Raw genomic sequence first — 24,856 nt, 5'->3', positions numbered from 1 at the left:
AATGCGGTTAATTGGTTTATTATTTGTATTATTACTCATCTTTCAATTCGGATTTCAGATGGGTGATCATGATAACTCAGACGTTGTCCAAAACGAACAGCAAATAAGTGAGCAAGACTCATCTTTTCAGGAACAACATCAACAACTAACGCAGGATGAAGCGGAAGAGGAAAAAGGATTGTTTTATTTAGCGACAAGAGTTGAACACTATATTAAAGAGCTGTTCACTCTACTATTTCACTTTGTTTATCGTTTGGCTGTGAGCTTCGGATAAAGGGATTAACAGATTTGAATTGAATATCAAGCGTGGTATTGCTATAATCGAGCTAGCGAATGGACGTATACAGGAGTGGTAATTTTGACTAATGATAGACAACAACGCATTCGAAACTTTTCGATTATAGCTCATATTGATCATGGTAAATCAACTTTAGCTGATCGAATTTTAGAAAAAACAAAAGCTTTATCTGATCGTGAAATGAAAGAACAATTTCTTGATGGGATGGATTTAGAACGCGAACGCGGCATTACCATTAAGTTAAATTCAGTTCAATTAGAATATGGTGCCCAAGATGGCGAAAACTATATATTTCATTTAATTGATACGCCAGGACACGTCGATTTTACATATGAAGTGTCACGGAGTTTAGCAGCATGTGAAGGAGCAATTTTAGTAGTTGATGCTGCACAAGGAATTGAAGCTCAAACATTAGCCAATGTTTATTTAGCGTTGGATAATGATTTAGAAATCATTCCCGTTATTAATAAGGTCGATCTCCCAAGTGCGGATGTCGATCGAGTTAAACAAGAAATTGAAGATGTCATTGGCATTGACAGTGATGAAGCAATATTGGCTTCTGCTAAAGATGGTAAAGGGATCGAAGAAATTATGGAACGGATTGTGACGGATGTACCAGCACCATCTGGTGGTCTCGAAGATCCAACACGAGGATTAATTTTTGATTCATTATATGACCCTTACCGCGGTGTTATTGCGTATACATGTGTTAAAGAAGGATCTATTAAAATTGGCGATAAGATCCAAATGATGCAGACAGGAAAAGAGTTCGAAGTGAATGATATGGGTGTTTTCACCCCTAATGCTGTGCGTAAAAAAGAATTATCAGTAGGGGACGTTGGCTTTTTAACTGCATCGATCAAAAATGTTAAAGACACGCGTGTGGGTGATACAATCACACTCGCCAATCGACCAGCTGAAGAACCGTTACCAGGTTATCGACGTTTGAATCCTATGGTATTCTGTGGTCTTTTCCCAGTTAGTGCTGATGATTATAATGACTTAAGAGAAGCTTTAGAACGCCTTGAACTAAATGATTCATCATTACAATATGAACCAGAATCATCTCAAGCTTTAGGGTTCGGTTTCCGTTGTGGATTCTTAGGATTATTACACATGGAAATTATTCAAGAACGAATTGAACGTGAATTTAATATTCAATTAATTACAACCGCACCAAGCGTTATTTATGAAGTTGAATTAACAGACGGTGAAACTACTGAAATTGAGAATCCAGCCCATATGCCTGGTTCACAACAAATTAATGAAGTAAGAGAACCGTTTGTGACGGCTTCAATTATGGTGCCGAATGAATATGTTGGTCCAGTAATGGAAATTTGTCAGAAGAAGCGTGGCGAATATTCCGACATGAGATATATGGACGAAAACCGCGTAAACATCGTTTATGATATCCCATTATCCGAGATTGTTTATGATTTCTTTGATCGATTGAAATCACAAACAAAAGGATATGCTTCATTTGATTATGAACTTAAAGGCTATAAGCCATCTAATCTCGTGAAGATGGATATTTTATTAAACGGTGAAACCATTGATGCTTTATCCTTTATTGTTCACCGCGACTTTGCTTATCACCGAGGTAAACAAATCGCAGAAAAATTAAAAGACTTAATTCCAAGACAACAGTTTGAAGTGCCGGTTCAAGCGGCTATTGGTAATAGTGTCATCGCAAGGTCTACCATTAAGGCAATGCGTAAGAACGTGCTATCGAAATGTTATGGTGGTGACGTTACGCGTAAACGTAAGTTGTTAGAAAAGCAGAAAGAAGGTAAACAGCGCATGAAAATGGTTGGTAAAGTGGAAATTCCACAAGAAGCCTTCATGTCTGTATTAGAAATGAATGATGATGATTAGAATGATGAGTGAAGGCCAGCCTTTAGGACTGGCCTTTTCATTGTTTTGGTATAATATGTTTAAGAAAGAAGGATAACTATGGAAGCTAGAGCAGTCTATATCCATATACCATTTTGCCATGAAATATGTCATTACTGTGATTTTGCTAAGATGTATTATGATGAAGAAACAGCTGATCAATACTTATCTTCACTTCAAAAAGAAATCGGAATGTATGTAGATAATGGCCCTTTAGAAGTAGATACTATTTATATAGGTGGAGGAACACCCACAAGTCTAACGCCTCCACAATTAGAACGTTTATTCGAAACAATTTCGTATTATTTCAATACAGATCTTGTAAAAGAATGGACGATTGAAGCTAATCCTGGGGAATTTGAAGAAGAACATGTTCAATTAATGGCTAGATATGGTGTTAATCGTGTCTCACTAGGCGTGCAAGTTTTGGATGATGATTATTTGCAAGAACTAAATCGAATTCATTCAGTAGCTGATGTTAGTCGTTCAGTTGATCTGCTTAAGCAATACGGTTTAACGAATATCAGTATGGATTTCATATATGCACTTCCTAATCAATCGATTGACCATTTCCGTCGAACTTTAGAACAAGCTTTATCCTATGATTTACCGCATTATTCTTCCTATGCTTTGCAGATTGAACCGAAAACCGTTTTTTATATGCGTTACCAAAAAGGGCAGTTAACCAAGCCTCCTGAAGAAGATGAAGCGGCTATGTTTCATACATTAGTCGATCTTATGGAACAACACGGTTTGAATCATTATGAGATTAGCAACTTTTCGAAACCAGGTTATGAAAGCCAGCATAATTTGACGTACTGGGCAAATGTTCCTTATTATGCATTTGGAGCAGGGGCACACGGTTATTTGAATGACGAGCGTTATGTGAATTTACGGCCAGTTAATCATTATAATGATTATATTCAAAAAGATATGAAGCCAGTTGTGCACCGTGAACCAACGTCGCTTAAAGAACAGATTGAAGAGGAAATGTTCTTAGGTCTCCGCCGTCAATCAGGAGTCTCGGATGATGAATTTCAAAAACGCTTTGGCTTTTCATTTTTTGATTTATATAAAGAAGAGATTGAACGTTTGAAGCAAAAAGGCTGGTTAACCCATAAAAACGATCGAATAGCTTTGACCCGAGACGGCATGTTGTTCGGCAATGATGCCTTTGCATCGTTTCTGATTGATGATTCGACATGGAATAAAAAGTTTTCAATTGACAGCCCTAAATGATTTTGATAACTTATACTTAGCATTAGCACTCGGAACCACCAAGTGCTAACAGGAGTGATGCAGATGCTAACAGATCGACAAGCACTCATTTTGCAAGTGATCATCGATGAGTTCATCGAAACAGCTCAACCGATCGGGTCACGTAATATTGCTAAAAAAGATCATATTTCATACAGTCCAGCTACTATTCGCAATGACATGGCTGACTTAGAAGATGCGGGTTATTTAGTTAAAACCCACAGTTCATCTGGTCGAATTCCATCCGAAAAAGGATATCGATTTTATGTCGATCACATGTTATCACCATTCAGTTTATCGACTGAAGAGATGCAGGTGATTAAATCACAATTTAATGATCGCATGATTGAAATGGAAAAGGTCATGCAAAACTCTGCTCACATCTTATCTGACTTAACTCAGTATACGACGCTTGTGTTGGGACCAGAAGTATATGAAACCAAATTGAAACAACTACAGATTGTTCCGATTAATAAACAATCTGCAATTGCCATTTTGGTGACGGATACTGGACATGTTGAACACCGTTCATTTGCTGTTCCGCATACAATTGATCATAGTGATTTAGAAAAAGTCGTCAATATTTTAAATCAAAAACTTGTTGGCGTTCCGATTATTTATCTTGACCGTATGATTGAAAGTGAAGTTTTAGACTTACTTAATCAATATACGTCCAATTATCAAAAATCCTATGATCTGATTCATAATGCTTTATTTGGTCATCAGACAACAAGTTTATATGTGAGTGGAAAGTCGAATATTTTAATGCAACCAGAATTTAATGACATTGAGAAAGCGCGTTCGTTATTTAATGTGCTTGAAAATGAAGAAAAGATGGCACCTATGCTTAAAACTGACGAAGAAGGAATTCATATTTCTATTGGACATGAGAATGCCATGGAAGCCATGAATCATTCTACTTTAATTACAGCAACTTATACGGTCGGCAATGAGCAGTTCGGAACCATTGCATTATTAGGTCCAACACGGATGGAGTACGCTAAAGCCGTTTCACTACTTGATGTGTGGTCAAGGCATATGAGTCAGTCATTACACAAGTGGTTTAAAGATTAAGTGAGCGGGTAAAATGGTCAGTGGCTAAGATATCCAACATGATTCTTGGTGATAAAAATATTACCAAGTTTCTTCATGTGAGACTTTTGTTACTAGAACAAAAGTGATATATTAAACAATTGGTGAAAATGATCAAGTAGGAGGTGACTGTAATGAGTGAAGAAACAAATCGACAGTCTACAGTCGAAGAAGAAGAATTTGAACAAACTGAAACACCTAATGAAGGTGAAGACAACAATCAAGAAGAAACAGCGACTGAAGAGTTATCTGAGGTTGAGCAGTTAAAAGAAGAAAACGCTGCTGTACAAGACCGTTTAGCACGTCTACAAGCTGATTTTGATAACTTCCGTCGCCGCTCGCAAAAAGAGCGTGAAGCGGATTTGAAATATAAGGCTCAAGACATTGTGAATGACCTCATTCCAGTTGTAGATAACTTTGAACGAGCATTACAAGTAGATGTTCAAGATGAAGCTACCGAATCTTATGCAGAAGGTATGCGAATGGTTTATAACCAGTTAAAACAAGCATTAATTGACCATGGTGTTGAAGAGATTGAAGCTGAAGGAGCTGAATTCGATCCTCAAAAACACCAAGCTGTTATGCAAGTTAGTGAAGAAGGTTATGAATCAAATCAAATCATTGAAGTGATGCAAAAAGGTTATCAACTAAAAGACCGCGTTATTCGACCAGCTATGGTTAAAGTTAACGAATAAATAATATTTATAGAACGCAAAAGGAGGAACATTACGATGAGTAAGATCATTGGTATTGACTTAGGAACAACAAATTCATGTGTAGCAGTAATGGAAGGTGGCGAATCAAAAGTTATCCCAAACCCTGAGGGTAACCGCACTACGCCTTCTGTTGTCGCGTTTAAAAATGGCGAACGCCAAGTAGGTGAAGTGGCTAAGCGCCAAGCAATCACAAATGAAAACACTATTCAGTCCATCAAACGTCATATGGGCACAGAATATAAAGTAGAAATCGAAGGTAAAGAGTACACGCCTCAAGAGATTTCAGCGATTATTTTACAGCATATTAAACAATATGCAGAAGATTACTTAGGTGAAGAAGTAACTAAAGCAGTTATTACCGTGCCTGCGTATTTCAACGATGCTGAACGTCAAGCAACAAAAGATGCTGGTACAATTGCTGGACTAGAAGTTGAACGTATTATTAATGAGCCAACAGCAGCAGCACTAGCTTATGGTATTGATCAAGATCAAGATCAAACAGTTCTAGTATACGACTTAGGTGGCGGTACATTTGACGTATCCATTCTAGATATTGGCGAAGGCACATTCGAAGTTGTTGCAACAGCAGGTGACAACAAACTTGGTGGTGATGATTTTGACCAAGTCTTAATCGATCACATGGTTGCAGAATTCAAGAAAGAAAATGGCATTGACTTATCACAAGATAAAATGGCTCTTCAGCGCCTCAAAGAAGCTGCTGAAAAAGCGAAGAAAGACTTATCAGGTGTGGCTCAAACACAAATTTCACTACCATTCATCTCAGCAGGTGAAGCAGGCCCGTTACACTTAGAAATGAATGTAACGCGTGCGAAATTTGAAGAGCTTGCATCAGAACTTGTTGAACGTACAATGGGTCCTACACGTCGTGCGCTTAAAGACGCTGACATGTCACCATCTAATATTGATCAAGCAATTCTTGTTGGTGGTTCAACACGTATCCCAGCTGTACAAGAAGCAATTCAAAAAGAAATTGGTAAAGAGCCATCTAAAGGTGTTAACCCAGACGAAGTAGTAGCTCTTGGTGCAGCAATCCAAGGTGGTGTGCTACAAGGTGATGTTAAAGACGTTGTACTACTAGACGTTACACCACTTTCATTAGGTATTGAAACAATGGGTGGCGTTATGACTAAGCTAATTGAACGTAATACAACGATTCCAACAAGTGAATCACAAGTATTCTCAACAGCTGCTGACAACCAACAATCTGTAGACATCCACGTCCTACAAGGTGAGCGTGATATGGCTGCTGACAACAAAACATTAGGTCGTTTCCAATTAACAGATATTCCACCAGCACCACGTGGCGTACCACAAATCGAAGTTAAATTCGACATCGATGCAAACGGAATCGTGAGTGTGAGTGCGAAAGACTTAGGTACAAACAAAGAACAATCTATTACCATTCAATCCTCATCAGGTCTTTCTGAAGAAGAAGTTGAGCAAATGGTGAAAGACGCAGAAGAAAACGCAGAAGAAGATAAGAAACGTCGTGAGGAAGTCGAACTTCGTAACGAAGCTGATCAACTAATCTTCACAACAGATAAAACAATCAATGATCTTGGCGAAAATGTCACTGAAGAAGAAAAACAAAAAGCTGAAACAGCTAAAGAAGAACTTCAAACGGCATTAGAAGGTGAAGACCTAGAAGCGATTAAAGAGAAGAAAGAAACGCTTGAACAAGAAGTTCAAAACTTATCAGTGAAAATGTATGAACAAGCACAGCAGCAAGCTCAGCAAGAAGGCGAAGGTCAAGAAGATGACAACGTTGTGGATGCTGATTATGAAGAAGTAAATGACGACGAAAAAAAATAACGCGTCATTTTAACCTAAAAAGTCAAAGCCAAGCGTAGCTATTCTTGGCTTTGACTTTATTTATGAATGCTAGGGAACAAAAGCCGAATTGCAGAAACAAAGACAATCATGTTAAGATAAACTTTATGCGAGAAGATACGGGAGTGTGATCTTCAATTGAGTAAACGAGACTATTATGACGTGTTGGGTGTATCCCAAGACGCTTCAAAAGATGAAATTAAAAAAGCATATCGCAAACTAGCTAGACAATATCACCCAGATGTTAGTGAAGAAGAAAATGCTGATGAGAAGTTTAAGGAAGCTAAAGAAGCATACGAAACATTAAGTGATGATCAAAAACGTCAACAGTACGATCGTTTTGGTCACGATGGTGGTCAACAAGGCCAAGGTGGCTTTGGTGCTGAAGGTTTCGGTGACTTTAGTGATATATTTGATATGTTCTTTGGTGGTGGCGGTCGTCGTGATCCAAACGCACCACGCCAAGGTCAGGACTTGCAATATACGATGGAACTTAGCTTTGAAGAAGCGATATTTGGTAAAGATACCTCTATCCAAATACCTAAAGATGAAGACTGTGAAACGTGTGATGGTTCAGGTGCTAAGCCTGGTGCCAATGTTTCAACTTGTTCCCACTGTGGTGGTTCTGGACAGATGAATGTTGAGCAAAACACACCATTCGGTCGAGTAGTTAACCGTCGTGTGTGTCAACATTGTTCAGGCACAGGTCAATTCGTAGAAGAGAAATGTACAACTTGTGGTGGTGACGGTAAAGTCCGTAAACACCAAAAAATTGACTTAAATATTCCAGGCGGGATTGATGATGGTCAACAAATCCGCGTAACTGGTCAAGGTGGCCCAGGTGTTAATGGTGGGCCTCCAGGAGACTTATTTGTTTTAGTTCGAGTCAAACGTCATGAATTCTTTGAACGTGATGGAGATGATATTTTATGTGAAATTCCAATCACGTTTACACAGGCTGCACTTGGGGACGAACTTGAAGTACCAACTGTTCATGGCCGCGTGAAATTAAAAGTACCGGCAGGCACACAAACTGGAACGCATTTCCGCTTGAAAGGCAAAGGCGCTCCAAATGTTCATGGTTACGGTCAAGGTGACCAACACATCCTAGTTAAAGTGATGGTACCGAAAAACTTAAGCGACCGACAAAAAGAACTACTACGCGAATTCCATGAATTAAGCGGTGAAGATTCATTAGATGAGCAACATGATAATTTATTTACTCGTTTCAAACGTGCATTTAAAGGTGACTAATGAAATTAAAGTGAGCTGATATGAGTGAAATGGTCTGAAATTAAAATTCATACAACAAATGAGGCGATTGAACCTGTTTCAAACATTCTACATGAATCAGGTGCAAGTGGTGTCGTTATTGAAGATCGTAATGACTTAAATAAAGATTGGTCGACGATGTACGGTACGATTTATGAGCTGGACCCTGACAACTATCCAGAAGAAGGCGTCTATATTAAAGCGTATCTACCAGTTAATAGTTTCTTGGGTGAAACTGTGGATGAGATTAAGCAAGCTGTTAGCAACCTCGTAACCTTTGACATAGATATTGGTCATAATCATGTAACCATTTCTGAGATTAATGAAGAAGAATGGGCAACAGCTTGGAAAAAGTATTATAAGCCTGTAAAAATTTCAGATCGAATTACAATAACGCCGACTTGGGAAGAATATGAACCTGTTAGCAGTGACGAAATTATTATCGAACTCGATCCTGGTATGGCATTCGGAACAGGAACTCACCCGACAACTGTTCTTAGCTTGCAAGCTTTAGAACGTTATATTCAAACTGGCGATCATGTAGTTGATGTAGGTTCTGGCTCGGGTGTGTTGTCAATTGGTGCTATACTTTTAGGTGCCAGTAACGTTCAAGCATACGACCTTGATGAAGTCGCCGTGAAAAGCACGACGATTAACGTTAAGTTAAATCAAGTTCAAGACCGCGTGACAGCTTTGCAGAACGATTTGTTAAAAGGTGTCGAGACTCAGGCTGATGTCATTGTTTCGAATATATTAGCTGAAATAATTGTTCAAACCACAGAGGAAGCTTACCAATTGATTAAACCAGGTGGTTATTTCATTACGTCGGGTATTATTAACGCCAAAAAAGACCTTGTCAGATCTGATCTTGAAGACAAAGGGTTTGAAGTGATAGAAGTTAATAAAATGGAAGAATGGATTTCAATGATTGCTAAGAAACCTGAATCATGAGGGATGACGATGCAAAGATACTTTATTTCAAATGATCAATGGGATTATAATAAGGGTCAAGTAACGATTAGTGGTGAGGATTATCATCACATTAACAAAGTCATGCGTATGACATCAGGTGATATCGTTATTGGTTGTAATGAAAACGAAGAAAGTTTTGAATTAGAATTGAGTCAGTTTGATGACACAACGCAAACAGCCGTTGCGACAATCAAACAAACATTAAATGAACAAGTAGAGTTACCAGCACATATCACATTGGCACAAGGTTTACCCAAAGGGGATAAGCTGGAAACCATTGTTCAAAAAGGCACGGAATTAGGCATGCGTTCGTTCATCCCATTACAAATGGATCGATCTATTGTTAAATGGGATCGAAAGAAGCAGGATAAAAAAGTAACTCGATTGCAAAAAATAGCAAAAGAAGCGAGTGAACAATCTCATCGCCTCATGATTCCGACCATTCAACCATTACAATCATTATCTCAGGTGTTGGATTCTGGTGAGTTTGATCTATTGATTGTGGCAAGTGAATACGAAGCAAAAGGTGATGATGAACCTGAGTGGCCATTGTCAGATATTATGAATCAAATCGGTTCAGACCAGCGAGTCCTATTAATTATAGGCCCAGAAGGTGGTATTTCACCTCATGAATTAACCCTTTGTGAACAAGCCGGTGTTTTACCGGCTAGATTAGGCCGTCGTATATTAAGAACGGAAACAGCTTCACTTTATGCATTATCTGTATTATCCTATTGTTTAGAGGAAAGTCATAAGGATTGATATTCCAAATCAGCGTTATAAATTGTATATTTAATAAGGAGAGATCACAATGAGTCAATCATTAGCAAGTAAAATTGATCACACACAGCTTAAACCAGATACACAAACAGAAAAAATTAACGAAATTTGCCAAGAAGCTAAAGACAATGCATTTGCATCTGTTTGTGTAACACCGACATGGGTAGTACATTGCTATGAACTGTTAAAAGGTACTGATGTTAAGGTTTGTACTGTTATTGGTTTTCCGTTAGGTGCAACGACACCTGAAACAAAAGTATTTGAAACGAACCAAGCGATTGAAAACGGAGCAACGGAAGTCGATATGGTGATTAATATTGGCTCATTAAAAGATGGTCAATATGAAGAGGTAGAGCGTGATATTCAAGCTGTTGTTGATGAAGCAAAAGATCGCGCACTCGTTAAAGTCATTATTGAAACATCTTTATTAACTCAAGATGAGAAAGTCAAAGCGTGTGAACTAGCTAAACGTGCTGGAGCTGATTATGTGAAAACTTCAACTGGTTTTTCAGGCGGAGGAGCGACTGTTGAAGATATCAAACTTATGCGTTCAACAGTTGGGCCTGAAATGGGAGTGAAAGCATCAGGTGGCGTGAAAAGCCTTGAAGATGCTAATGCTATGATTAATGCTGGTGCTACACGTATTGGTGCATCATCTGGAGTTGAAATTGTTAAAGGTGAACAATCTAACGCTGATTATTAAGGAAAAACCGCTGGGCGACCAGCGGTTTTTTTATTAGGGCTCTGGTATAGTTCTTTTTTATATTGAAGGGTTTAGTATTTAGTTGTTGAATTGTGAGAAGCGAAGGTGGCGACTCCTGTGGGAACAGCACGAGTCTCGAGACCCCACAGGCCACGCTTTTCGGCCGAGGAGGCTCGAGCCGTGCCCGCGGAAAGCGTCCACCGAAAGCGGATCACAATAGCAACAACGGACTAGAATATAGTTTTTAAGTTGGTTTATAGAATAATTTCATAAACGAAGCAAATGGTTTTAAGAAAATCAGGATGACCAAACCAATGATTATATTATAAAACAATGCAATGAAAACGATTTGTTGTTCGATCGATGTAATCATATTCGTAATAGCATCAATCATATAGGTCTCAAACACAACCGGAAAAGCCAGGACCAATAATAATCCAATTGAATTTATTCCAATATGACTATAAGCGACTAATTTAGCTAAATGGTTTTGTCCAATTGAAAAAAATAACACTGTAATACAAGTTCCTAGGTTAGCTCCAACAATCAAGTATAAAATATGATGTAATAAAATAGGGCCTTCTTCTATAAAACCAATTAAGAGTGCTGTGAAAGTCGTTGAAGATTGTAATATAGCAGTTATAGCAAAACCCGAAAACAAAAGTTGAAATGGTGATGTTTCAGGTGATTCTAACCATGCATCAATCTGAGACATAGATAATGCATGAGTTAAGTTTCCAAAACCATTTAATGTTGCAAAAATAACGCCAATACCAAGTAGCACTGAACCGATACTAAACCAACTATAATGTTTAAAAGGAAGTAACACAAAGATAAAGCCAACAATTAGACATCCAATCATTATGACATCATTGTTCCATACAAAAAGTTGCGTAGTTAACGTGGTGCTAATATTCGCACCGATTAAATAACACAAAATGAACGGAATTGATCTTTTCATTGAACCGATAAAGGTCATTAGCATGGCAATGGATACTGAACTACTTTGAAAAAGTAATGTCATAACAAAGCCAAACAGAAAACCATTTCTTTTGGAAAGTTTTGATTCTAATTGGTCAATGTACTGTTCTGTTAAGGTTTGAAAACCTATTTTCATCAACGTTAAGCCGAAGATTAATAAACCAATTAAGACAAAGATGAGCAACAACAGTGAATACATACGAACACCTCAATTCATCTTATGTCAATTTGGACAAGTGATGTCTAAAACATTGACCAATGCGAAAATATTTAATATAATGACTTAAGATGTGCTAAGGCACATATTGATTTATGCGTTTTATTTGGAGGGAGGGTAGAGCATGTCAAATCAAACGAACGTTAGAAAGAATGAGTCTATTGAAGATGCTCTTCGACGCTTTAGAAAATCGGTTTCTAAGAATGGCACGCTTTCAGAATATCGTAAGCGCGAATTCTACGAAAAACCGAGCGAACGTCGTAAGAAGCAAAAAGCAGAAGCTGCTAAAAAGAATAAAAAGTAAGAAGAGGGTGTAACTCTAATGGCTTTGCTTGATCGTTTAAACGAAGACATGAAACAAGCTATGCGCAACAAAGAGAAGGATAAGCTTACAGTCATTCGTGGAATTAAATCTTCATTACAAAATGAAGCAATTAATAAAAAGGGTGGAGAGCTCACAGAAGAAGAGGAGCTCCAAGTTCTAATGCGGGAAGTAAAGCAAAGAAAAGACTCCCTCCAAGAGTTCAAGGATGCTAATCGTGAAGATTTAGTCGAAAAAACGGAGCAGGAATTAGCTCTTGTTGAATCATATTTACCACAACAATTATCTGATGATGAATTGGTGGAGATTATCGATGAAACCATTCAAGAAGTCGGGGCAACGTCTAAACAAGATATGGGCACAGTCATGAGTGCTGTTATGCCTAAAGTTAAAGGTAAAACAGACGGTTCAAAAGTCAATAAACTTGTTATAGAGCGATTGCAGTAGGTAAAGAAAGATAGGTGCTTTGCATGTCAATGAGATCATCATGAAAGAATTTAGAAATGATGCATTGATTTGCTTAGCACTTATTTTTTAGCTTGTATTATCGTAAAATTGTGACGGTTTAAATAAAGGGGGGGTCATAATTGCGACGCTTGCTACAATTATTTGTTATAGCCGTGATATGTTTAGTAGCTGGAAACATGCCATCATCAATGGCTGATCAACAATCTGGAAATGATACTGTGTATGTTGTTCCGGTTAAGGATGATGTTGAGCGCGGCTTAGTGGCGTTTATGGAACGCAGTATTACAGAAGCAGAAGAAAGCTTTGCTGACCATATCATTTTTGAAATCGATACACCTGGGGGAAGAGTTGATTCTGCAAATGAAATTGCTGGTTTACTGTCTGATACTAATACGCCTACCACTGCTTACGTTAAAAGCCAAGCATTGTCAGCCGGTTCTTACATAGCATTAATGACAGATAGCATATATATGAATAGCGCTTCAACAATGGGAGCTTCAGGTGTCATTACAGGTGATGGAACAGCAGCAGATGAAAAAGCTCAATCAGCATGGATTGCTGCAATGGAAGCAGCAGCGGAACGCCAAGACCGAGATCCTTTATATGCAAGAGCTATGGCTGATCCATCGATTGATTTACCTGAGATGGACGCAGGTGAAGGAAAATATTTAACTTTAAGCCCTGATGAAGCAGTAGAAGTAGGCTATGCTGAAGCCAAAGTCACTAGTCGAGAAGATGTCATTAATCAATTAGGTTATGAAGGGGCTCGGCTTGTTGAAACACAGCCGACGATTTCTGAAAACATCGCTCGTTTTGTAACCAATCCTGTGGTAATCTCGATTTTATTATCCGTTGCAAGCATTGGTTTAATCGTTGAATTATATTCACCTGGGTTCGGGGTCGCTGGAATCATGGGAGGTGCGTCGTTATTATTATTTTTCTACGGCCATTTGATTGCTGGCTTTGCTGGCTATGAATCCATGATATTATTATTAATCGGCCTAACCTGTATTGTTATTGAAATTTTTGTACCGAGTGGAATATTTGGAGCTATTGGTGGTGTCTCTATTCTAGGTGCATTACTAGTATCTGGTGCTGACATTGGTCAAATGGCGATCAGTTTAAGTATAGCTATCTTGCTTGCAATTTTTGTGGCAGTTTTCTTGTTTAAAAAATTAGATACTAATCGTGGAGTCTTTAGACATATTGTTTTAAAAGACCAAACGAGTTCTGAGAAAGGTTATCTATCTAATCAAACTCGGAATGATTTAATTGATGAAGAAGGGACGGCTTTAACTTTCTTACGGCCGTCAGGAACAGCTATCTTTGGCGATGAGCGACTTGATGTCGTAACAGAAGGTCAGTTCATAGATCGAAATAAACCGATTAAAATTGTCAAAGTGGAAGGTTCTCGGATTGTGGTTCGAGAAATAAAATAAGAGAAAATTTATGGAGGTTTTATCATGGAATTAATGGATATATATCCACTAATAATCGTTGCATTACTCATTATTGGTATTGCAATCTTATTTACATTTGTTCCAGTTATGCTATGGATTAGTGCCTTAGCAGCTGGTGTACGAATTAGCATTTTCACTCTAGTAGGTATGCGTTTACGTCGCGTCGTTCCGAAAATGGTGATTAATCCGCTAATTAAATCACATAAGGCAGGATTAGATGTACAAACGAATCAACTTGAGAGTCACTACTTAGCTGGTGGTAATGTTGACCGTGTTGTAAATGCACTTATTGCAGCGCAACGGGCGAACATTGAGCTAAGTTTTGAACGTTGTGCTGCTATTGACTTAGCAGGACGTGATGTTTTAGAAGCTGTGCAAATGAGTGTTAACCCTAAAGTAATTGAAACACCATTTATCGCTGGTGTTGCCATGGATGGTATTGAAGTGAAAGCGAAGGCTCGTATTACGGTACGTGCGAATATTGACCGACTCGTGGGTGGTGCAGGTGAAGATACAGTCATCGCACGTGTTGGTGAAGGTATTGTAAGTACGATTGGTTCATCTGATAATCATGGTAAGGTATTAGAAAATCCAGATTCAATTTCGCAAAACGTGTTATCTAAAGGTCTAGATGCTGGAACTGCTTTTGAAATCTTATCTATTGATATTGCTGATATCGACATTGGTAAAAACATTGGAGCCATGTTACAGACAGATCAAGCTGAAGCTGATAAAAATATTGCACAAGCAAAAGCGGAAGAACGTCGTGCTATGGCTGTTGCACAAGAGCAGGAAAACATTGCGAAAGTTCAAGAAATGCAAGCTAAAGTGGTTGAGGCTGAATCAGAAGTACCTCAAGCGCTTGCCGAAGCTTTACGAAATGGTAACATGGGCGTCATGGATTACGTGAATTATAAGAACATGTTAGCTGACACTGATATGCGTGAAATGATTGGTAAATTAAGCAAACACGAAAATGATGAGAGTGATGATAAAAAATAATCGCTCTAAAGGAGAGTGATTGCATATGGGTGGATTAATCGAATTAATCGCCAGTAACATCTTTATAATTTTTGCTATTCTTGCTGGTTTATTTAGTATTTTTCAGAAGGGTGATAACGAAGAAAAAACTCGTGATCGTCCCGTGTTCAAAGAACAAAATCGCCAGACATCCACATCTTCTGAAGAAACAGTGAGTGATATAAAAGAATCTGTTCAACAAACAGCACAAGAGAAAATGGATGATTTGTCTAACCAAACTTCCAGCTGGTATGAAGCAATGGAAGACTCGAGACAACGATTAGAAGAAGTCGAAAATCAACCAGCTTCAAGTGGTGTACATGGTGATGCCATAGGTAGCATGGATACGATTAAACGAGGATCAATCAGTCAAAGTGATCAGTCTTCAATCCCTCGTGTATCTGTTCATGAAAATATTACCCGTAAAAGAATTGTCGAAAGTTTTATGATGGCTGAAGTATTGAGTAAACCTAAATCAAAAGCTAATAAAACTTAATAATGAAACAGTTAAAGCACAGGATGTCTTGCGTATACATTCTGTGCTTTTTTCATATATTGGTGTTGATAGGGGGAAGATTCATGAAGTTAATACCGAAACCATTCCGCAACTGGTTAAGTCGATATGGACAATTACCAGTTGATGTTGTATATGATTATCCCCGTGTGACAATGATTGGACAGCTACATTTATATATTGAAAATCATCATGGACTAAGTCACTTTTCGAATCAAGAAATTATTATTAACCAACAACAATCTCAAATGGTGGTGACTGGAAGGAATCTCGTGATAAAAAATTTACTCAAAGAAGAAATCGTAATAGAAGGTCAGATTGAAAATGTAAGCTGGCGAAGTCCGTCAAATATATAAAAAAGGGGGTGATGAGTTGGACAAGTATTATGACTATAAATTAGTTCAGGTAAGAGTAGATGGTAATCAGTCAAATGATCTTATTCAGTCAATTGCTCGTGATGGGCATCCTATTAAAGATTTAAAACAACTTAATAATGAACAATTTTCATTGCGTGTGACACCTCAAACATATTTTGAAATGAAACGTAGAAGGCATACATATTCATGTCGATTGAAACTAATTCATCGGCCACGTTTATTAAAATTAAAGCAATTTAAACATTTTGGAATCCCAGTCATCATTGGGGTTTGTTTAACATTTATCTTGATCTTACTATTATCAAATATCATATGGCGTGTAGAAGTCATTGGTGGATCACAAGAGTTACGGTATGATGTAACTGAAACATTAAATGAGTTAGGTCTAAAACGGGGAAACTGGATGCAACAAAAAGAAACCCTAAGTAATATTGAACGAGAAGTAATGAATCGTATTGATGAGCTTTCGTATATTGGGATCAATCAACAGGGAACTTCTTTTACCATTACTGTTGAAGAATCTGAAACATTTGAAGAACCTAAATCAGACGAGCCAGTTGATTTAATCGCGTCTAAAACAGGTGTGATCCAATCTATGTTTGTAGAAGTAGGTAAACCTGTGGTCAATGTTCAAGATACGGTTAATCAAGGCGACCTGCTTGTGTCTGGTTTGTTGGATGAAGAAGGCGAAGTTAAAGTTCATGCCAAAGGAGAGGTTTTGGCAGATGTGTGGTACAGGGTTCAAGTTACCTCTCCATTAAAGCAAAGTTATGAGATGCTTACAGGAGATAAGGAAACGAATTATTCATTAACTCTTTTTGACCGTTTTGATTTATTTAGCCCTACAACGGACAACCTAACGTATACAACTGAACAGTCATTGTATTTTTTGAATTGGGAATTACCCATTACCTATAAACGACACGACCATTATACTTTACAAACAGAAACAAAAGAATTTGAAGAATCCGAGCAACTGAAAGAAGAAATCGAAAACCAAATGAAACGTCAGTTGGATTCTGATATCGACGTCGTCTATCAAAAAGTTTTGCACGAGGAACGTGACAGTGATAAAGTTAAATTAGATATTTTTGTTAAAGTACATGAAGATATTGCTCAAAAACAAATAATTGATCAAGGAGATTGATGTATGCAAGACGATAAACAAAGCATTAATTTACATCTTGAAGATCATAGCGATACACTTAACCTGTTCGGTACTAATGATCGTAATATTAAGCAAATTGAAGAGTTTATGCCCGTCAATATTATTACACGAGGTGGGCAGATTAAAATAGAAGGTCAAAAAGAAGATATAGAGCTTGTGCATGACTTATTACAAAAAGTTTTAAATGTCGTTAAAAAGGGCATTACAGTAACTGAAAGAGATATTATTTATGGTATTGAGTTGGCACGGACAGACAAGCTTGAACAATTTGAAACCTTATTCGAAGACGAAATTACTAAAAACCAGAACGGTAAGCCAATTCGTGTTAAGACTTTAGGTCAGCGAGATTATGTTGCGGCTATGAAGGCGAATGATCTTGTGTTTGGAATTGGACCTGCTGGAACGGGTAAAACTTATTTAGCCGTGGTTATGGCTGCAAAAGCTTTACGTAACGGTGAAGTTAAACGAATGATTTTGACAAGACCAGCTGTTGAAGCGGGTGAGAGTTTAGGGTTTTTACCAGGTGATTTAAAGGAAAAGGTAGATCCATATCTCCGCCCATTGTATGATGCTTTACATGATGTCATTGGTAAAGAACATACTGCTAGATTATTGGAACGTGGAACCATTGAGATTGCTCCTTTGGCCTATATGCGTGGAAGAACTTTAGATGATGCGTTTGTCATTCTTGATGAAGCTCAAAATACAACACCCGAACAAATTAAAATGTTTTTAACACGACTTGGGTTTGGCTCTAAAATGGTTGTAACAGGTGATATCACTCAAATTGATTTGCCTAAAGGTGTACAATCAGGATTAAGGGTCACTGAAGGCAAATTGGCAGGCGTGAAAGGTATATCATTTAATTACTTAAAAGGTGTCGATGTCGTCCGTCACCCACTTGTACAACGCATTATTGATGCGTACGAAGCTTAAATCCTAACTGAGGAGGTTATCCTTGTGCAAATTGACTTTATCGATGAAACAGAACTTGTTGAAAACGACCTGATTAAGTTGCTAGAAGATGTTTTACAATATGCTGCTAATGAGGAAAACATTGAAGAAACGGCAGAGATGTCTGTCACAATCGTGGACGATGAAACCATTAAACAAATTAATGCTGATTACCGTGAAAAAGATTATGCAACTGACGTCATTTCATTCGCACTTGAAGAGCAAGGAGAAGGAGAATTAGATATTGTTGGTGATGACCTTCCTGTTCATTTAGGTGACATCGTCATTTCTATTGATAGAGCTAAAGCTCAGGCTAATGAGTATAATCATTCCTTAAATCGTGAGCTTGCGTTTTTAGCTGTACATGGTTTATTACATCTGTTAGGGTACGATCACGAAACAAAAGCAGATGAGAAAGCGATGTTTCAAAAACAAGAATCGATTTTACAATCATTCGGATTGAAACGAAATGAAACGTAATCGTGTTGGATTTAGCTATGCTCTAACTGGATTGAAGACAGCTATTAAGCAAGAATTCAATATTAGGATTCACTTCAGTATTCTCATGATTGTATTTTTCATGGGATGGATGGTTGAGATAAGTTTAACTGAGTGGGCCATAATTGTGGTCGTTAGTGGTATCGTGTTAACGGTTGAGTTAATTAATACTGTTATCGAGTATCTGACAGATGTGTTATTTCCTAACTATGATCAGTTAGCTAAGCAAATTAAAGATATTAGCGCAGCAGCTGTTTTAATATCATCGATTACAGCATTCATTGTAGGTTTGTTAATTTTCCTACCAAAGTTATGGGAGATCGTCTCATAATCATTTTTAAAACTCGCTCATAGCGGGTTTTATTTATTTAAAAAAGCTTTATGAGTGAACTAAAAACCACGACATTTGTCATTTGTATGAAATCTTATCTAATTTATAGTAAACTAGAAGAACAAGTTATGAATAGGAGAGACAAGTTATGACGGAACAATATCATTCAGGATTTATTGCGATCATTGGACGCCCAAACGTAGGTAAATCCACATTCATGAATCGAGTTATCGGTGAAAAAATTGCCATTATGAGCGATAAGCCACAAACAACTCGTAATAAGATCCAAGGTGTGTTAACGACTGATCAAACGCAGTATGTTTTCATTGATACACCAGGAGTACACAAACCCAAGCACCGTTTAGGTGATTTTATGGTTCAGTCGGCTATTAATACATTAAATGAAGTAGATGTCATTATGTTCATGGTTAATGCTGACGAAAGTTTTGGTAAAGGTGATGAATACATCATCGAAAGGCTGAAACAAGTGAAAAACCCAGTTGTATTGGTCATTAATAAAATAGATGAAGTACACCCTGACGAATTATTACCAATTATTGATACGTATCGCAAGCAATTAGATTTTGAAGACATTGTTCCGATCTCGGCTTTAGAAGGTAATAACACAGAAGAGCTATTAAATGTCCTCTCGAAACATCTACCAGAAGGACCACAATATTATCCTGAAGACCATTTAACAGATCATCCTGAACGTTTTATTATTAGTGAATTCATTAGAGAAAAAGTATTACATCATACTCACGAAGAAATTCCACATTCAATTGCAGTCGTTATTGATTCGATTAAAGAACGTGAAGATCAGGATATGATTGATGTACAAGCAACCATTGTGGTGGAACGAAATTCGCAAAAAGGGATTATAATAGGAAAGCAAGGTAAAATGCTAAAACAAATTGGTTCCGAAGCGCGAACGGATATAGAATCCTTATTAGGTACTGGCATCTATTTAGAATTGTGGGTGAAAGTACAAAAGGATTGGCGAAATCGTCAATTTCACTTACGTGACTATGGCTATCGTGAAGATGAGTACTAATCGTATGAATTGGTAATTATTTTAACTTATTAACTGTTTCATTTCGGTGAAACATAAGCTTGAAGATTTCAGTTCAATAACTGAAAGGTGGAGAGTAAAATGTTTAACATCCCTTGGAGTTTGTTTGAAAAAACCGGAAATGTCGAAACATATTTGCTTATGAAACAACTAGAATCTAATCAAAGTAATCAAAAAGCATTAACCTCATCACAAAGTGCATCAACGGTTAAACCTAACGTAAAAAGGTAAGAGCAGGTGAGAGGATATGGAGCAAATTAATGGTATTGTGCTAAGAACACAAGATTATGGGGAAACAAATAAAATTTTAACATTATTAACAGAACAATATGGCATGATTAGTGCAGTAGCACGTGGTGCAAAAAAGAACAAAAGTCGAATGGCTGCGGTTGCGCAGCCATTTATCTATGGCCAATATTTGCTCTATATGGGCAAAGGAATGGGGACTGTTCATCAAGGCGAAGTGTTACATAGTATGCGGCATATTCGGGAAGATATCATGTTAACAGCATACGCTACATATATTGCTGAGTTAACGACTAAATTACTAGATGAAAGAAGCCCAAACCAAGCTTTGTTCAAAGAGTTATTAGTAAGCTTAGAAAGAATGGAAGAAGAATCACCACTAGCTATTGCTTTAATGTATGAAATGAAAATGTATTATATTGGTGGGTTTGCACCAGTCGTAGACCAATGTGTTAATGGGCATTCAGATCAACCAATTGCTGGATTTTCTGTCATGGCAGGCGGGGTGGTATGTGAACAATGTCAATATCAAACAACGGATAGCATTAAAATTTCACCACAGCTTTACCATGTCCTCAAAATTATGAGTCATAGAAGCATCACAAATATTCGAGATATATCGATTAAGAATGAGACACTAGAAGCAATCAAACATATCTTAAATCAATATTACGATTATTATGGTGGATTCACAATTAAATCAAAGCGATTTCTACAACAAATGAATGATTTGCAGCAAGAATAGTTAAATGTGTTATACTTTCTTTAACTATATAAAGAAATAGTGTATAATATTTATGTTGTGAGGACCTTTATGAGGTGGTGAAAGAAATTGGATTTATCTGAAAGACAGGAATTAATTGTCGATATAGTGAAAGAACGAGGGCCAATTACAGGTGAAAATATCGCAGATGAATTAAATTTAACACGGGCAACGTTACGTCCTGATTTAGCTATCTTAACAATGGCTGGATTTTTGGATGCTAGGCCACGTGTTGGTTATTTTTATACAGGTAAAACGGGAAGCGAATTACTAACTGATAAAATTAAAAAGTTATCCGTTCGTGATCATTATTCAGTACCAGTTGTTGTAAACGACCAAGCCCATGCTTATGATGCTATTACGACTATGTTTTTAGAGGATGTGGGGACTTTATTTGTGGTTGATCAACATGGCATCTTAGTAGGTGTACTGTCTCGAAAAGACTTATTAAGAACAAGTATGGGACAACAAGATTTAACGGAAGTACCAGTACATATCATTATGACACGATTACCAAAAATTAAAGTGTGTCAGAAGGATGATTTACTACTCGATGCTAGTATAAAACTGATAGAGAATCAGATAGATGCTTTACCTGTCGTTCAAGAAAATGAGCGGGGATTAGAAGTGATTGGCCGATTAACGAAAACCAATATCACGAAAGCATTTGTAGGTTTAGTTAACCAAGATCGTATTTAAAAAGGGGGCGGTGAGTGATGAACCCAAAAACGTTTTATATAGTTTCAGACTCTGTTGGTGAGACTGCTGAACTCATGGTAAAAGCTGCAGTGAGTCAATTTGCTAAATCAGAAATGCGGATTCAACGTATACCTTATGTAGAAGACTTAGAGACTTTAGATGAAGCAGTCCAAACGGCAAAAGAAAGTGATGGTTTAATCGCCTATACACTAGTTAAAACAGAATTTCGTGAACGAATTAAATCAAAAGCAGAAGAAAATCATGTTGTTGCAATGGATTTGATGGGCTCTTTGATTGAGAATTTAAAGGGGTATTTAGATGAAGAGCCTGCTTTACAGCCAGGTCTAGTTCATAAATTAGATGAAGATTATTATAAACGAATTGAAGCGATTGAATTTGCGGTTAAGTATGATGATGGTCGGGATGCTAAAGGTATTTTAAAAGCTGATCTTGTATTAATTGGAGTGTCAAGAACTTCTAAAACACCTTTATCTCAGTTTTTAGCACATAAACAATTAAAAGTTGCTAATGTCCCTATTGTTCCGGAAGTCGAACCGCCTGAAGAATTATTTCAAGTGCATCCAAGTAAGTGTATTGGATTAAATATTGATTCTGAACAATTAAACCATATTCGAACAGAACGCTTAAGGTCGCTTGGTTTAGATGGAAGCGCAAATTACGCTAAAGAAGAACGTATTCAAGAAGAAATTGACTATTTTAATAAAATCGTTGATAAAATTGGATGTCGAACCATCAATGTTTCAACTAAAGCAGTTGAAGAAACTGCCAACGCTATTTTAAATACTATAAGGTGAAACAATATTATTAATCGGCTCGTCAAATATAGACGGGCCGTTTTATTATGTTGCACGTAATTTTCGGAGCATAAAATTTAAACAAACTAATAGCGTTTACTGAAATTTTAGGTTATAATGCATACTTGTGGTGAAATTTATCACTTTATGTCTATAAAATTAAATAACAAATTAGATTTAAGAGGTTTTAATTAGAATTCTGGATATAAAGGGTAATAAAACTGTCGAAAGTTGAAGGGATTTAAAAACTTCTATCGAATAATTATAGATATGGTGATGTATATGCAAGAAAAAATACCAGAAGAACTCATTGATCAAATCGTATCACAGAATGATATTGTTGATGTGATTGGTGAGCATATACAACTAACTCATAAAGGCCGAAATTATTTTGGTCTTTGTCCGTTTCACGGTGAGAATACACCATCTTTTTCTGTTTCCCCTGATAAACAAATTTTTCATTGTTTTGGGTGTGGAAAAGGTGGAAATGTAATCAATTTTGTGATGGAACTCGATTCATTATCATTTGTTGAAGCTGTTCAAGCTTTAGCTAAACGAAGTGGTGAAACGATTCCAGAACAATATATGCCTGGCTCAAATGAAACAACACTATCTGAAACAGAACAGTCAGCTATTAATGCTTATGAATGGGCTGGTCGGTTGTTTCATCATGTATTAAGATATACGGATGATGGTAAAGACGCGCTTAAGTATTTAAAAGAAAGAGGATTTCAGGATCAGGATATCGAAGAGTTTCAATTAGGCTATTCACCTTATAAAAGTCAGTTTTTGGTTTCATTTTTAGAACAAAAAGGATTTGAGCTCCAAAGCCTAGTTGATATAGGTTTATTAAGTCAACGAGACGGGAATACCATCATTGACCGCTTTCAAGGTCGAGTTTTATTTCCGATTCACAACCATCAAGGGAAAATTGTCGGTTTTGGTGGTCGTGCAATTGAAGATGGGGTTGAACCCAAATATTTAAACAGCCCTGACTCTAAGCTTTTCCAAAAAAGTAAATTATTATACAACTTTCATCAAGCTCGTAAACCCGCTCAAAAACAAGATGAAATCATCCTCTTTGAAGGTTACGCAGATGTCATTAAAGCAAGTCAAGCAGGAATAAAGCATGGCGTGGCCACATTAGGAACGAGTCTAACAGAGTATCAAGCTCGCTTACTTAGCCGCTATGTATCAAAGGTGGTCATTTGTTTTGATGGAGATCAACCAGGAAGAGAAGCGAGCCAGCGAGCTGCAGAAGTTGCGAGAAAAGCTGGACTACAAGTATTAATTGCAAATATACCTTACCAAATGGATCCAGATGACTTCATTCAATCTTACGGTGAAGATAAGTTTCAAAATCAAGTTTTGGGTACTGCTGAGCCATATGTTGCGTTTATGTTGAACTTTATTAAGAAAGACTATAATTTACATGTTCAGCAAGATCAACTGACGTATATCGAAAAAGCACTCGATTTAATAGCAACGGTGGATCACGCAGTAGAACGAGACGTATATTTAAAGCAGCTGGAAGAAAACTTCAATTTATACCGTGAGACACTGGAAGATGAGATTGCAGAACGCAGAAGAATAAATGAACGCCGTCATGAACAAGCTAAACGTGCTAAGTCTGATACTCAATCGAGTCAACGACCCAAACGACAAGACGCTATATATCCTGCATTCCAAAATGCAGAACGACAATTATTAGCTCATATGTTACAAAATCGCTATGTTGCTGAGCAAGTTCAAGAACGTTTAGGTTCTAAGTTCAACATGCAAGAGCATCAAGTGTTAGTGACTTATCTCTATGCATATTATGAAGAGGGCAATGATCCTAATGTTAGTCGTTTTATGGAGCGTTTACCAGAAGAATCTTTAAGACAACTGGTGTCTTCACTAGCGCTTATATCCATTAGTGATACATTAGAGCGAGAAGAACTAGATGATTATTTATTTGCCATTCTAAAAGAAGCGGATGTAGATCAGGAAATTCGTTCATTAGAAACGATGCTTAAAAATGCTGAGAAAGAAAACGATCCTAAATCCGCAGCAAGAATAGGTATGAAAATATTGGAATTGAGAAAGAAAAGTAATAAATCCAAGCTATAGCGACC

At 37.3% G+C, this 24,856-nt stretch carries 27 protein-coding genes; 26 read left to right on the top strand and 1 reads right to left on the bottom strand.

Going from position 1 to position 24,856, the window contains the following annotated elements; all coding sequences use genetic code 11:
- Position 1 precedes the first annotated feature (1 nt).
- The 10 genes from ACKXGF_RS09345 (at position 2) to deoC (ending at position 10,834) form a co-directional block, all read left to right on the top strand.
- Positions 2–274 carry a hypothetical protein gene (locus ACKXGF_RS09345; protein ID WP_411953489.1) on the top strand — a complete coding sequence of 91 codons (273 nt, stop codon included), beginning with the start codon at positions 2–4 and terminating at the stop codon, positions 272–274.
- An 84-nt stretch (positions 275–358) separates the two neighbouring features.
- The gene (gene lepA, locus ACKXGF_RS09340) at positions 359–2,173 is read left to right on the top strand and encodes a translation elongation factor 4 (protein ID WP_411953488.1); all 1,815 of its coding nucleotides are present in this window, start codon (positions 359–361) and stop codon (positions 2,171–2,173) included.
- Between the two features lie 78 nt (positions 2,174–2,251).
- Complete coding sequence (gene hemW, locus ACKXGF_RS09335; RefSeq protein WP_411953487.1) at positions 2,252–3,430, top strand: radical SAM family heme chaperone HemW; 1,179 nt, start codon at positions 2,252–2,254, stop codon at positions 3,428–3,430.
- A gap of 63 nt (positions 3,431–3,493) precedes the next feature.
- Positions 3,494–4,522: a heat-inducible transcriptional repressor HrcA gene (hrcA, locus tag ACKXGF_RS09330; protein ID WP_411953486.1), complete on the top strand. Its 1,029-nt coding sequence runs from the start codon at positions 3,494–3,496 to the stop codon at positions 4,520–4,522.
- A 152-nt stretch (positions 4,523–4,674) separates the two neighbouring features.
- Positions 4,675–5,235 carry a nucleotide exchange factor GrpE gene (gene grpE / locus ACKXGF_RS09325; protein ID WP_411953485.1) on the top strand — a complete coding sequence of 187 codons (561 nt, stop codon included), beginning with the start codon at positions 4,675–4,677 and terminating at the stop codon, positions 5,233–5,235.
- Positions 5,236–5,271: 36 nt separating this feature from the next.
- Complete coding sequence (gene dnaK, locus ACKXGF_RS09320; protein WP_411953484.1) at positions 5,272–7,089, top strand: molecular chaperone DnaK; 1,818 nt, start codon at positions 5,272–5,274, stop codon at positions 7,087–7,089.
- 156 nt (positions 7,090–7,245) lie between these two features.
- Positions 7,246–8,361: a molecular chaperone DnaJ gene (gene dnaJ, locus ACKXGF_RS09315; protein ID WP_411953483.1), complete on the top strand. Its 1,116-nt coding sequence runs from the start codon at positions 7,246–7,248 to the stop codon at positions 8,359–8,361.
- Positions 8,362–8,385: 24 nt separating this feature from the next.
- Positions 8,386–9,330 carry a 50S ribosomal protein L11 methyltransferase gene (gene prmA / locus ACKXGF_RS09310; protein WP_411953482.1) on the top strand — a complete coding sequence of 315 codons (945 nt, stop codon included), beginning with the start codon at positions 8,386–8,388 and terminating at the stop codon, positions 9,328–9,330.
- Between the two features lie 9 nt (positions 9,331–9,339).
- Positions 9,340–10,113, top strand: a complete 774-nt coding sequence (locus ACKXGF_RS09305) for a 16S rRNA (uracil(1498)-N(3))-methyltransferase (protein ID WP_411953481.1) — start codon at positions 9,340–9,342, stop codon at positions 10,111–10,113.
- A 49-nt stretch (positions 10,114–10,162) separates the two neighbouring features.
- Positions 10,163–10,834 carry a deoxyribose-phosphate aldolase gene (deoC, locus tag ACKXGF_RS09300; protein ID WP_411953480.1) on the top strand — a complete coding sequence of 224 codons (672 nt, stop codon included), beginning with the start codon at positions 10,163–10,165 and terminating at the stop codon, positions 10,832–10,834.
- Between the two features lie 244 nt (positions 10,835–11,078).
- Here the strand turns inward: deoC and ACKXGF_RS09295 are convergent, their stop codons facing one another.
- Positions 11,079–12,014 (bottom strand): Na/Pi symporter, encoded by a 936-nt coding sequence (locus ACKXGF_RS09295; RefSeq protein ID WP_411953479.1) that lies wholly within the window; start codon positions 12,012–12,014, stop codon positions 11,079–11,081.
- A 142-nt stretch (positions 12,015–12,156) separates the two neighbouring features.
- On the opposite strand from ACKXGF_RS09295, the gene rpsU reads away from it, so the two are divergent.
- The 16 genes from rpsU to dnaG all read left to right on the top strand — a co-directional run bounded on the left by rpsU (position 12,157) and on the right by dnaG (position 24,851).
- Entirely contained in the window at positions 12,157–12,336 is a 180-nt protein-coding gene (gene rpsU, locus ACKXGF_RS09290; RefSeq protein ID WP_167261095.1) for a 30S ribosomal protein S21, read from the top strand.
- A gap of 18 nt (positions 12,337–12,354) precedes the next feature.
- A complete protein-coding gene (locus ACKXGF_RS09285; RefSeq protein ID WP_411953478.1) occupies positions 12,355–12,801 on the top strand; it encodes a GatB/YqeY domain-containing protein in 447 nt (148 codons plus the stop codon).
- Positions 12,802–12,941: 140 nt separating this feature from the next.
- Positions 12,942–14,261, top strand: a complete 1,320-nt coding sequence (locus tag ACKXGF_RS09280) for an NfeD family protein (protein WP_411953477.1) — start codon at positions 12,942–12,944, stop codon at positions 14,259–14,261.
- Between the two features lie 24 nt (positions 14,262–14,285).
- Positions 14,286–15,284, top strand: coding sequence for a flotillin-like protein FloA (gene floA, locus ACKXGF_RS09275; protein WP_411953476.1), 999 nt, complete (start codon positions 14,286–14,288; stop codon positions 15,282–15,284).
- Between the two features lie 25 nt (positions 15,285–15,309).
- The gene (locus ACKXGF_RS09270; RefSeq protein ID WP_167264160.1) at positions 15,310–15,798 is read left to right on the top strand and encodes a hypothetical protein; all 489 of its coding nucleotides are present in this window, start codon (positions 15,310–15,312) and stop codon (positions 15,796–15,798) included.
- Positions 15,799–15,881: 83 nt separating this feature from the next.
- Positions 15,882–16,172: a sporulation protein YqfC gene (yqfC, locus tag ACKXGF_RS09265; RefSeq protein ID WP_411953475.1), complete on the top strand. Its 291-nt coding sequence runs from the start codon at positions 15,882–15,884 to the stop codon at positions 16,170–16,172.
- A 16-nt stretch (positions 16,173–16,188) separates the two neighbouring features.
- Positions 16,189–17,340, top strand: a complete 1,152-nt coding sequence (locus tag ACKXGF_RS09260; RefSeq protein WP_411953474.1) for a sporulation protein YqfD — start codon at positions 16,189–16,191, stop codon at positions 17,338–17,340.
- Between the two features lie 3 nt (positions 17,341–17,343).
- A complete protein-coding gene (locus ACKXGF_RS09255; protein ID WP_167264166.1) occupies positions 17,344–18,297 on the top strand; it encodes a PhoH family protein in 954 nt (317 codons plus the stop codon).
- Between the two features lie 18 nt (positions 18,298–18,315).
- On the top strand, positions 18,316–18,795 hold the full coding sequence (gene ybeY, locus ACKXGF_RS09250) for an rRNA maturation RNase YbeY (RefSeq protein ID WP_167264211.1): 480 nt from the start codon (positions 18,316–18,318) through the stop codon (positions 18,793–18,795).
- Positions 18,785–19,144: a diacylglycerol kinase family protein gene (locus ACKXGF_RS09245; protein WP_411953473.1), complete on the top strand. Its 360-nt coding sequence runs from the start codon at positions 18,785–18,787 to the stop codon at positions 19,142–19,144. Before ybeY ends, ACKXGF_RS09245 begins: the two co-directional genes overlap by 11 nt.
- A 148-nt stretch (positions 19,145–19,292) precedes the next feature.
- A complete protein-coding gene (era, locus tag ACKXGF_RS09240; protein WP_411953472.1) occupies positions 19,293–20,198 on the top strand; it encodes a GTPase Era in 906 nt (301 codons plus the stop codon).
- 99 nt (positions 20,199–20,297) lie between these two features.
- The gene (locus tag ACKXGF_RS09235; protein ID WP_411953471.1) at positions 20,298–20,447 is read left to right on the top strand and encodes a YqzL family protein; all 150 of its coding nucleotides are present in this window, start codon (positions 20,298–20,300) and stop codon (positions 20,445–20,447) included.
- A gap of 16 nt (positions 20,448–20,463) precedes the next feature.
- Complete coding sequence (gene recO, locus ACKXGF_RS09230; protein WP_411953470.1) at positions 20,464–21,207, top strand: DNA repair protein RecO; 744 nt, start codon at positions 20,464–20,466, stop codon at positions 21,205–21,207.
- Between the two features lie 87 nt (positions 21,208–21,294).
- Entirely contained in the window at positions 21,295–21,924 is a 630-nt protein-coding gene (locus tag ACKXGF_RS09225; RefSeq protein WP_411953469.1) for a helix-turn-helix transcriptional regulator, read from the top strand.
- 17 nt (positions 21,925–21,941) lie between these two features.
- Positions 21,942–22,739 carry a pyruvate, water dikinase regulatory protein gene (locus ACKXGF_RS09220; protein ID WP_411953468.1) on the top strand — a complete coding sequence of 266 codons (798 nt, stop codon included), beginning with the start codon at positions 21,942–21,944 and terminating at the stop codon, positions 22,737–22,739.
- A 282-nt stretch (positions 22,740–23,021) separates the two neighbouring features.
- Positions 23,022–24,851: a DNA primase gene (gene dnaG, locus ACKXGF_RS09215; protein ID WP_411953467.1), complete on the top strand. Its 1,830-nt coding sequence runs from the start codon at positions 23,022–23,024 to the stop codon at positions 24,849–24,851.
- The last annotated feature ends 5 nt before the right edge of the window (positions 24,852–24,856 follow it).

Source organism: Alkalibacillus sp. S2W, from assembly GCF_046764385.1.
Taxonomy (GTDB): domain Bacteria; phylum Bacillota; class Bacilli; order Bacillales; family Alkalibacillaceae; genus Alkalibacillus; species Alkalibacillus almallahensis.
The sequence above is the reverse complement of the archived record's forward strand: the minus strand, read 5'-3'. Positions and strand labels throughout refer to the sequence as shown.

Excerpts from the sequence above, each read along its gene's own strand:
- hemW (WP_411953487.1), top strand. The coding sequence starts at position 2,252 with ATGGAAGCTAGAGCAGTCTATATCCATATACCATTTTGCCATGAAATA.
- recO (WP_411953470.1), top strand. The coding sequence starts at position 20,464 with ATGGAGCAAATTAATGGTATTGTGCTAAGAACACAAGATTATGGGGAA.
- deoC (WP_411953480.1), top strand. The coding sequence starts at position 10,163 with ATGAGTCAATCATTAGCAAGTAAAATTGATCACACACAGCTTAAACCA.
- ACKXGF_RS09220 (WP_411953468.1), top strand. The coding sequence starts at position 21,942 with ATGAACCCAAAAACGTTTTATATAGTTTCAGACTCTGTTGGTGAGACT.
- ACKXGF_RS09235 (WP_411953471.1), top strand. The coding sequence starts at position 20,298 with ATGTTTAACATCCCTTGGAGTTTGTTTGAAAAAACCGGAAATGTCGAA.
- ACKXGF_RS09305 (WP_411953481.1), top strand. The coding sequence starts at position 9,340 with ATGCAAAGATACTTTATTTCAAATGATCAATGGGATTATAATAAGGGT.
- ACKXGF_RS09245 (WP_411953473.1), top strand. The coding sequence starts at position 18,785 with ATGAAACGTAATCGTGTTGGATTTAGCTATGCTCTAACTGGATTGAAG.
- ACKXGF_RS09285 (WP_411953478.1), top strand. The coding sequence starts at position 12,355 with ATGGCTTTGCTTGATCGTTTAAACGAAGACATGAAACAAGCTATGCGC.
- dnaG (WP_411953467.1), top strand. The coding sequence starts at position 23,022 with ATGCAAGAAAAAATACCAGAAGAACTCATTGATCAAATCGTATCACAG.
- era (WP_411953472.1), top strand. The coding sequence starts at position 19,293 with ATGACGGAACAATATCATTCAGGATTTATTGCGATCATTGGACGCCCA.
- yqfC (WP_411953475.1), top strand. The coding sequence starts at position 15,882 with ATGAAGTTAATACCGAAACCATTCCGCAACTGGTTAAGTCGATATGGA.
- ACKXGF_RS09270 (WP_167264160.1), top strand. The coding sequence starts at position 15,310 with ATGGGTGGATTAATCGAATTAATCGCCAGTAACATCTTTATAATTTTT.
- grpE (WP_411953485.1), top strand. The coding sequence starts at position 4,675 with ATGAGTGAAGAAACAAATCGACAGTCTACAGTCGAAGAAGAAGAATTT.
- ACKXGF_RS09345 (WP_411953489.1), top strand. The coding sequence starts at position 2 with ATGCGGTTAATTGGTTTATTATTTGTATTATTACTCATCTTTCAATTC.
- dnaK (WP_411953484.1), top strand. The coding sequence starts at position 5,272 with ATGAGTAAGATCATTGGTATTGACTTAGGAACAACAAATTCATGTGTA.
- floA (WP_411953476.1), top strand. The coding sequence starts at position 14,286 with ATGGAATTAATGGATATATATCCACTAATAATCGTTGCATTACTCATT.
- ACKXGF_RS09255 (WP_167264166.1), top strand. The coding sequence starts at position 17,344 with ATGCAAGACGATAAACAAAGCATTAATTTACATCTTGAAGATCATAGC.
- rpsU (WP_167261095.1), top strand. The coding sequence starts at position 12,157 with ATGTCAAATCAAACGAACGTTAGAAAGAATGAGTCTATTGAAGATGCT.
- ACKXGF_RS09295 (WP_411953479.1), bottom strand. The coding sequence starts at position 12,014 with ATGTATTCACTGTTGTTGCTCATCTTTGTCTTAATTGGTTTATTAATC.
- hrcA (WP_411953486.1), top strand. The coding sequence starts at position 3,494 with ATGCTAACAGATCGACAAGCACTCATTTTGCAAGTGATCATCGATGAG.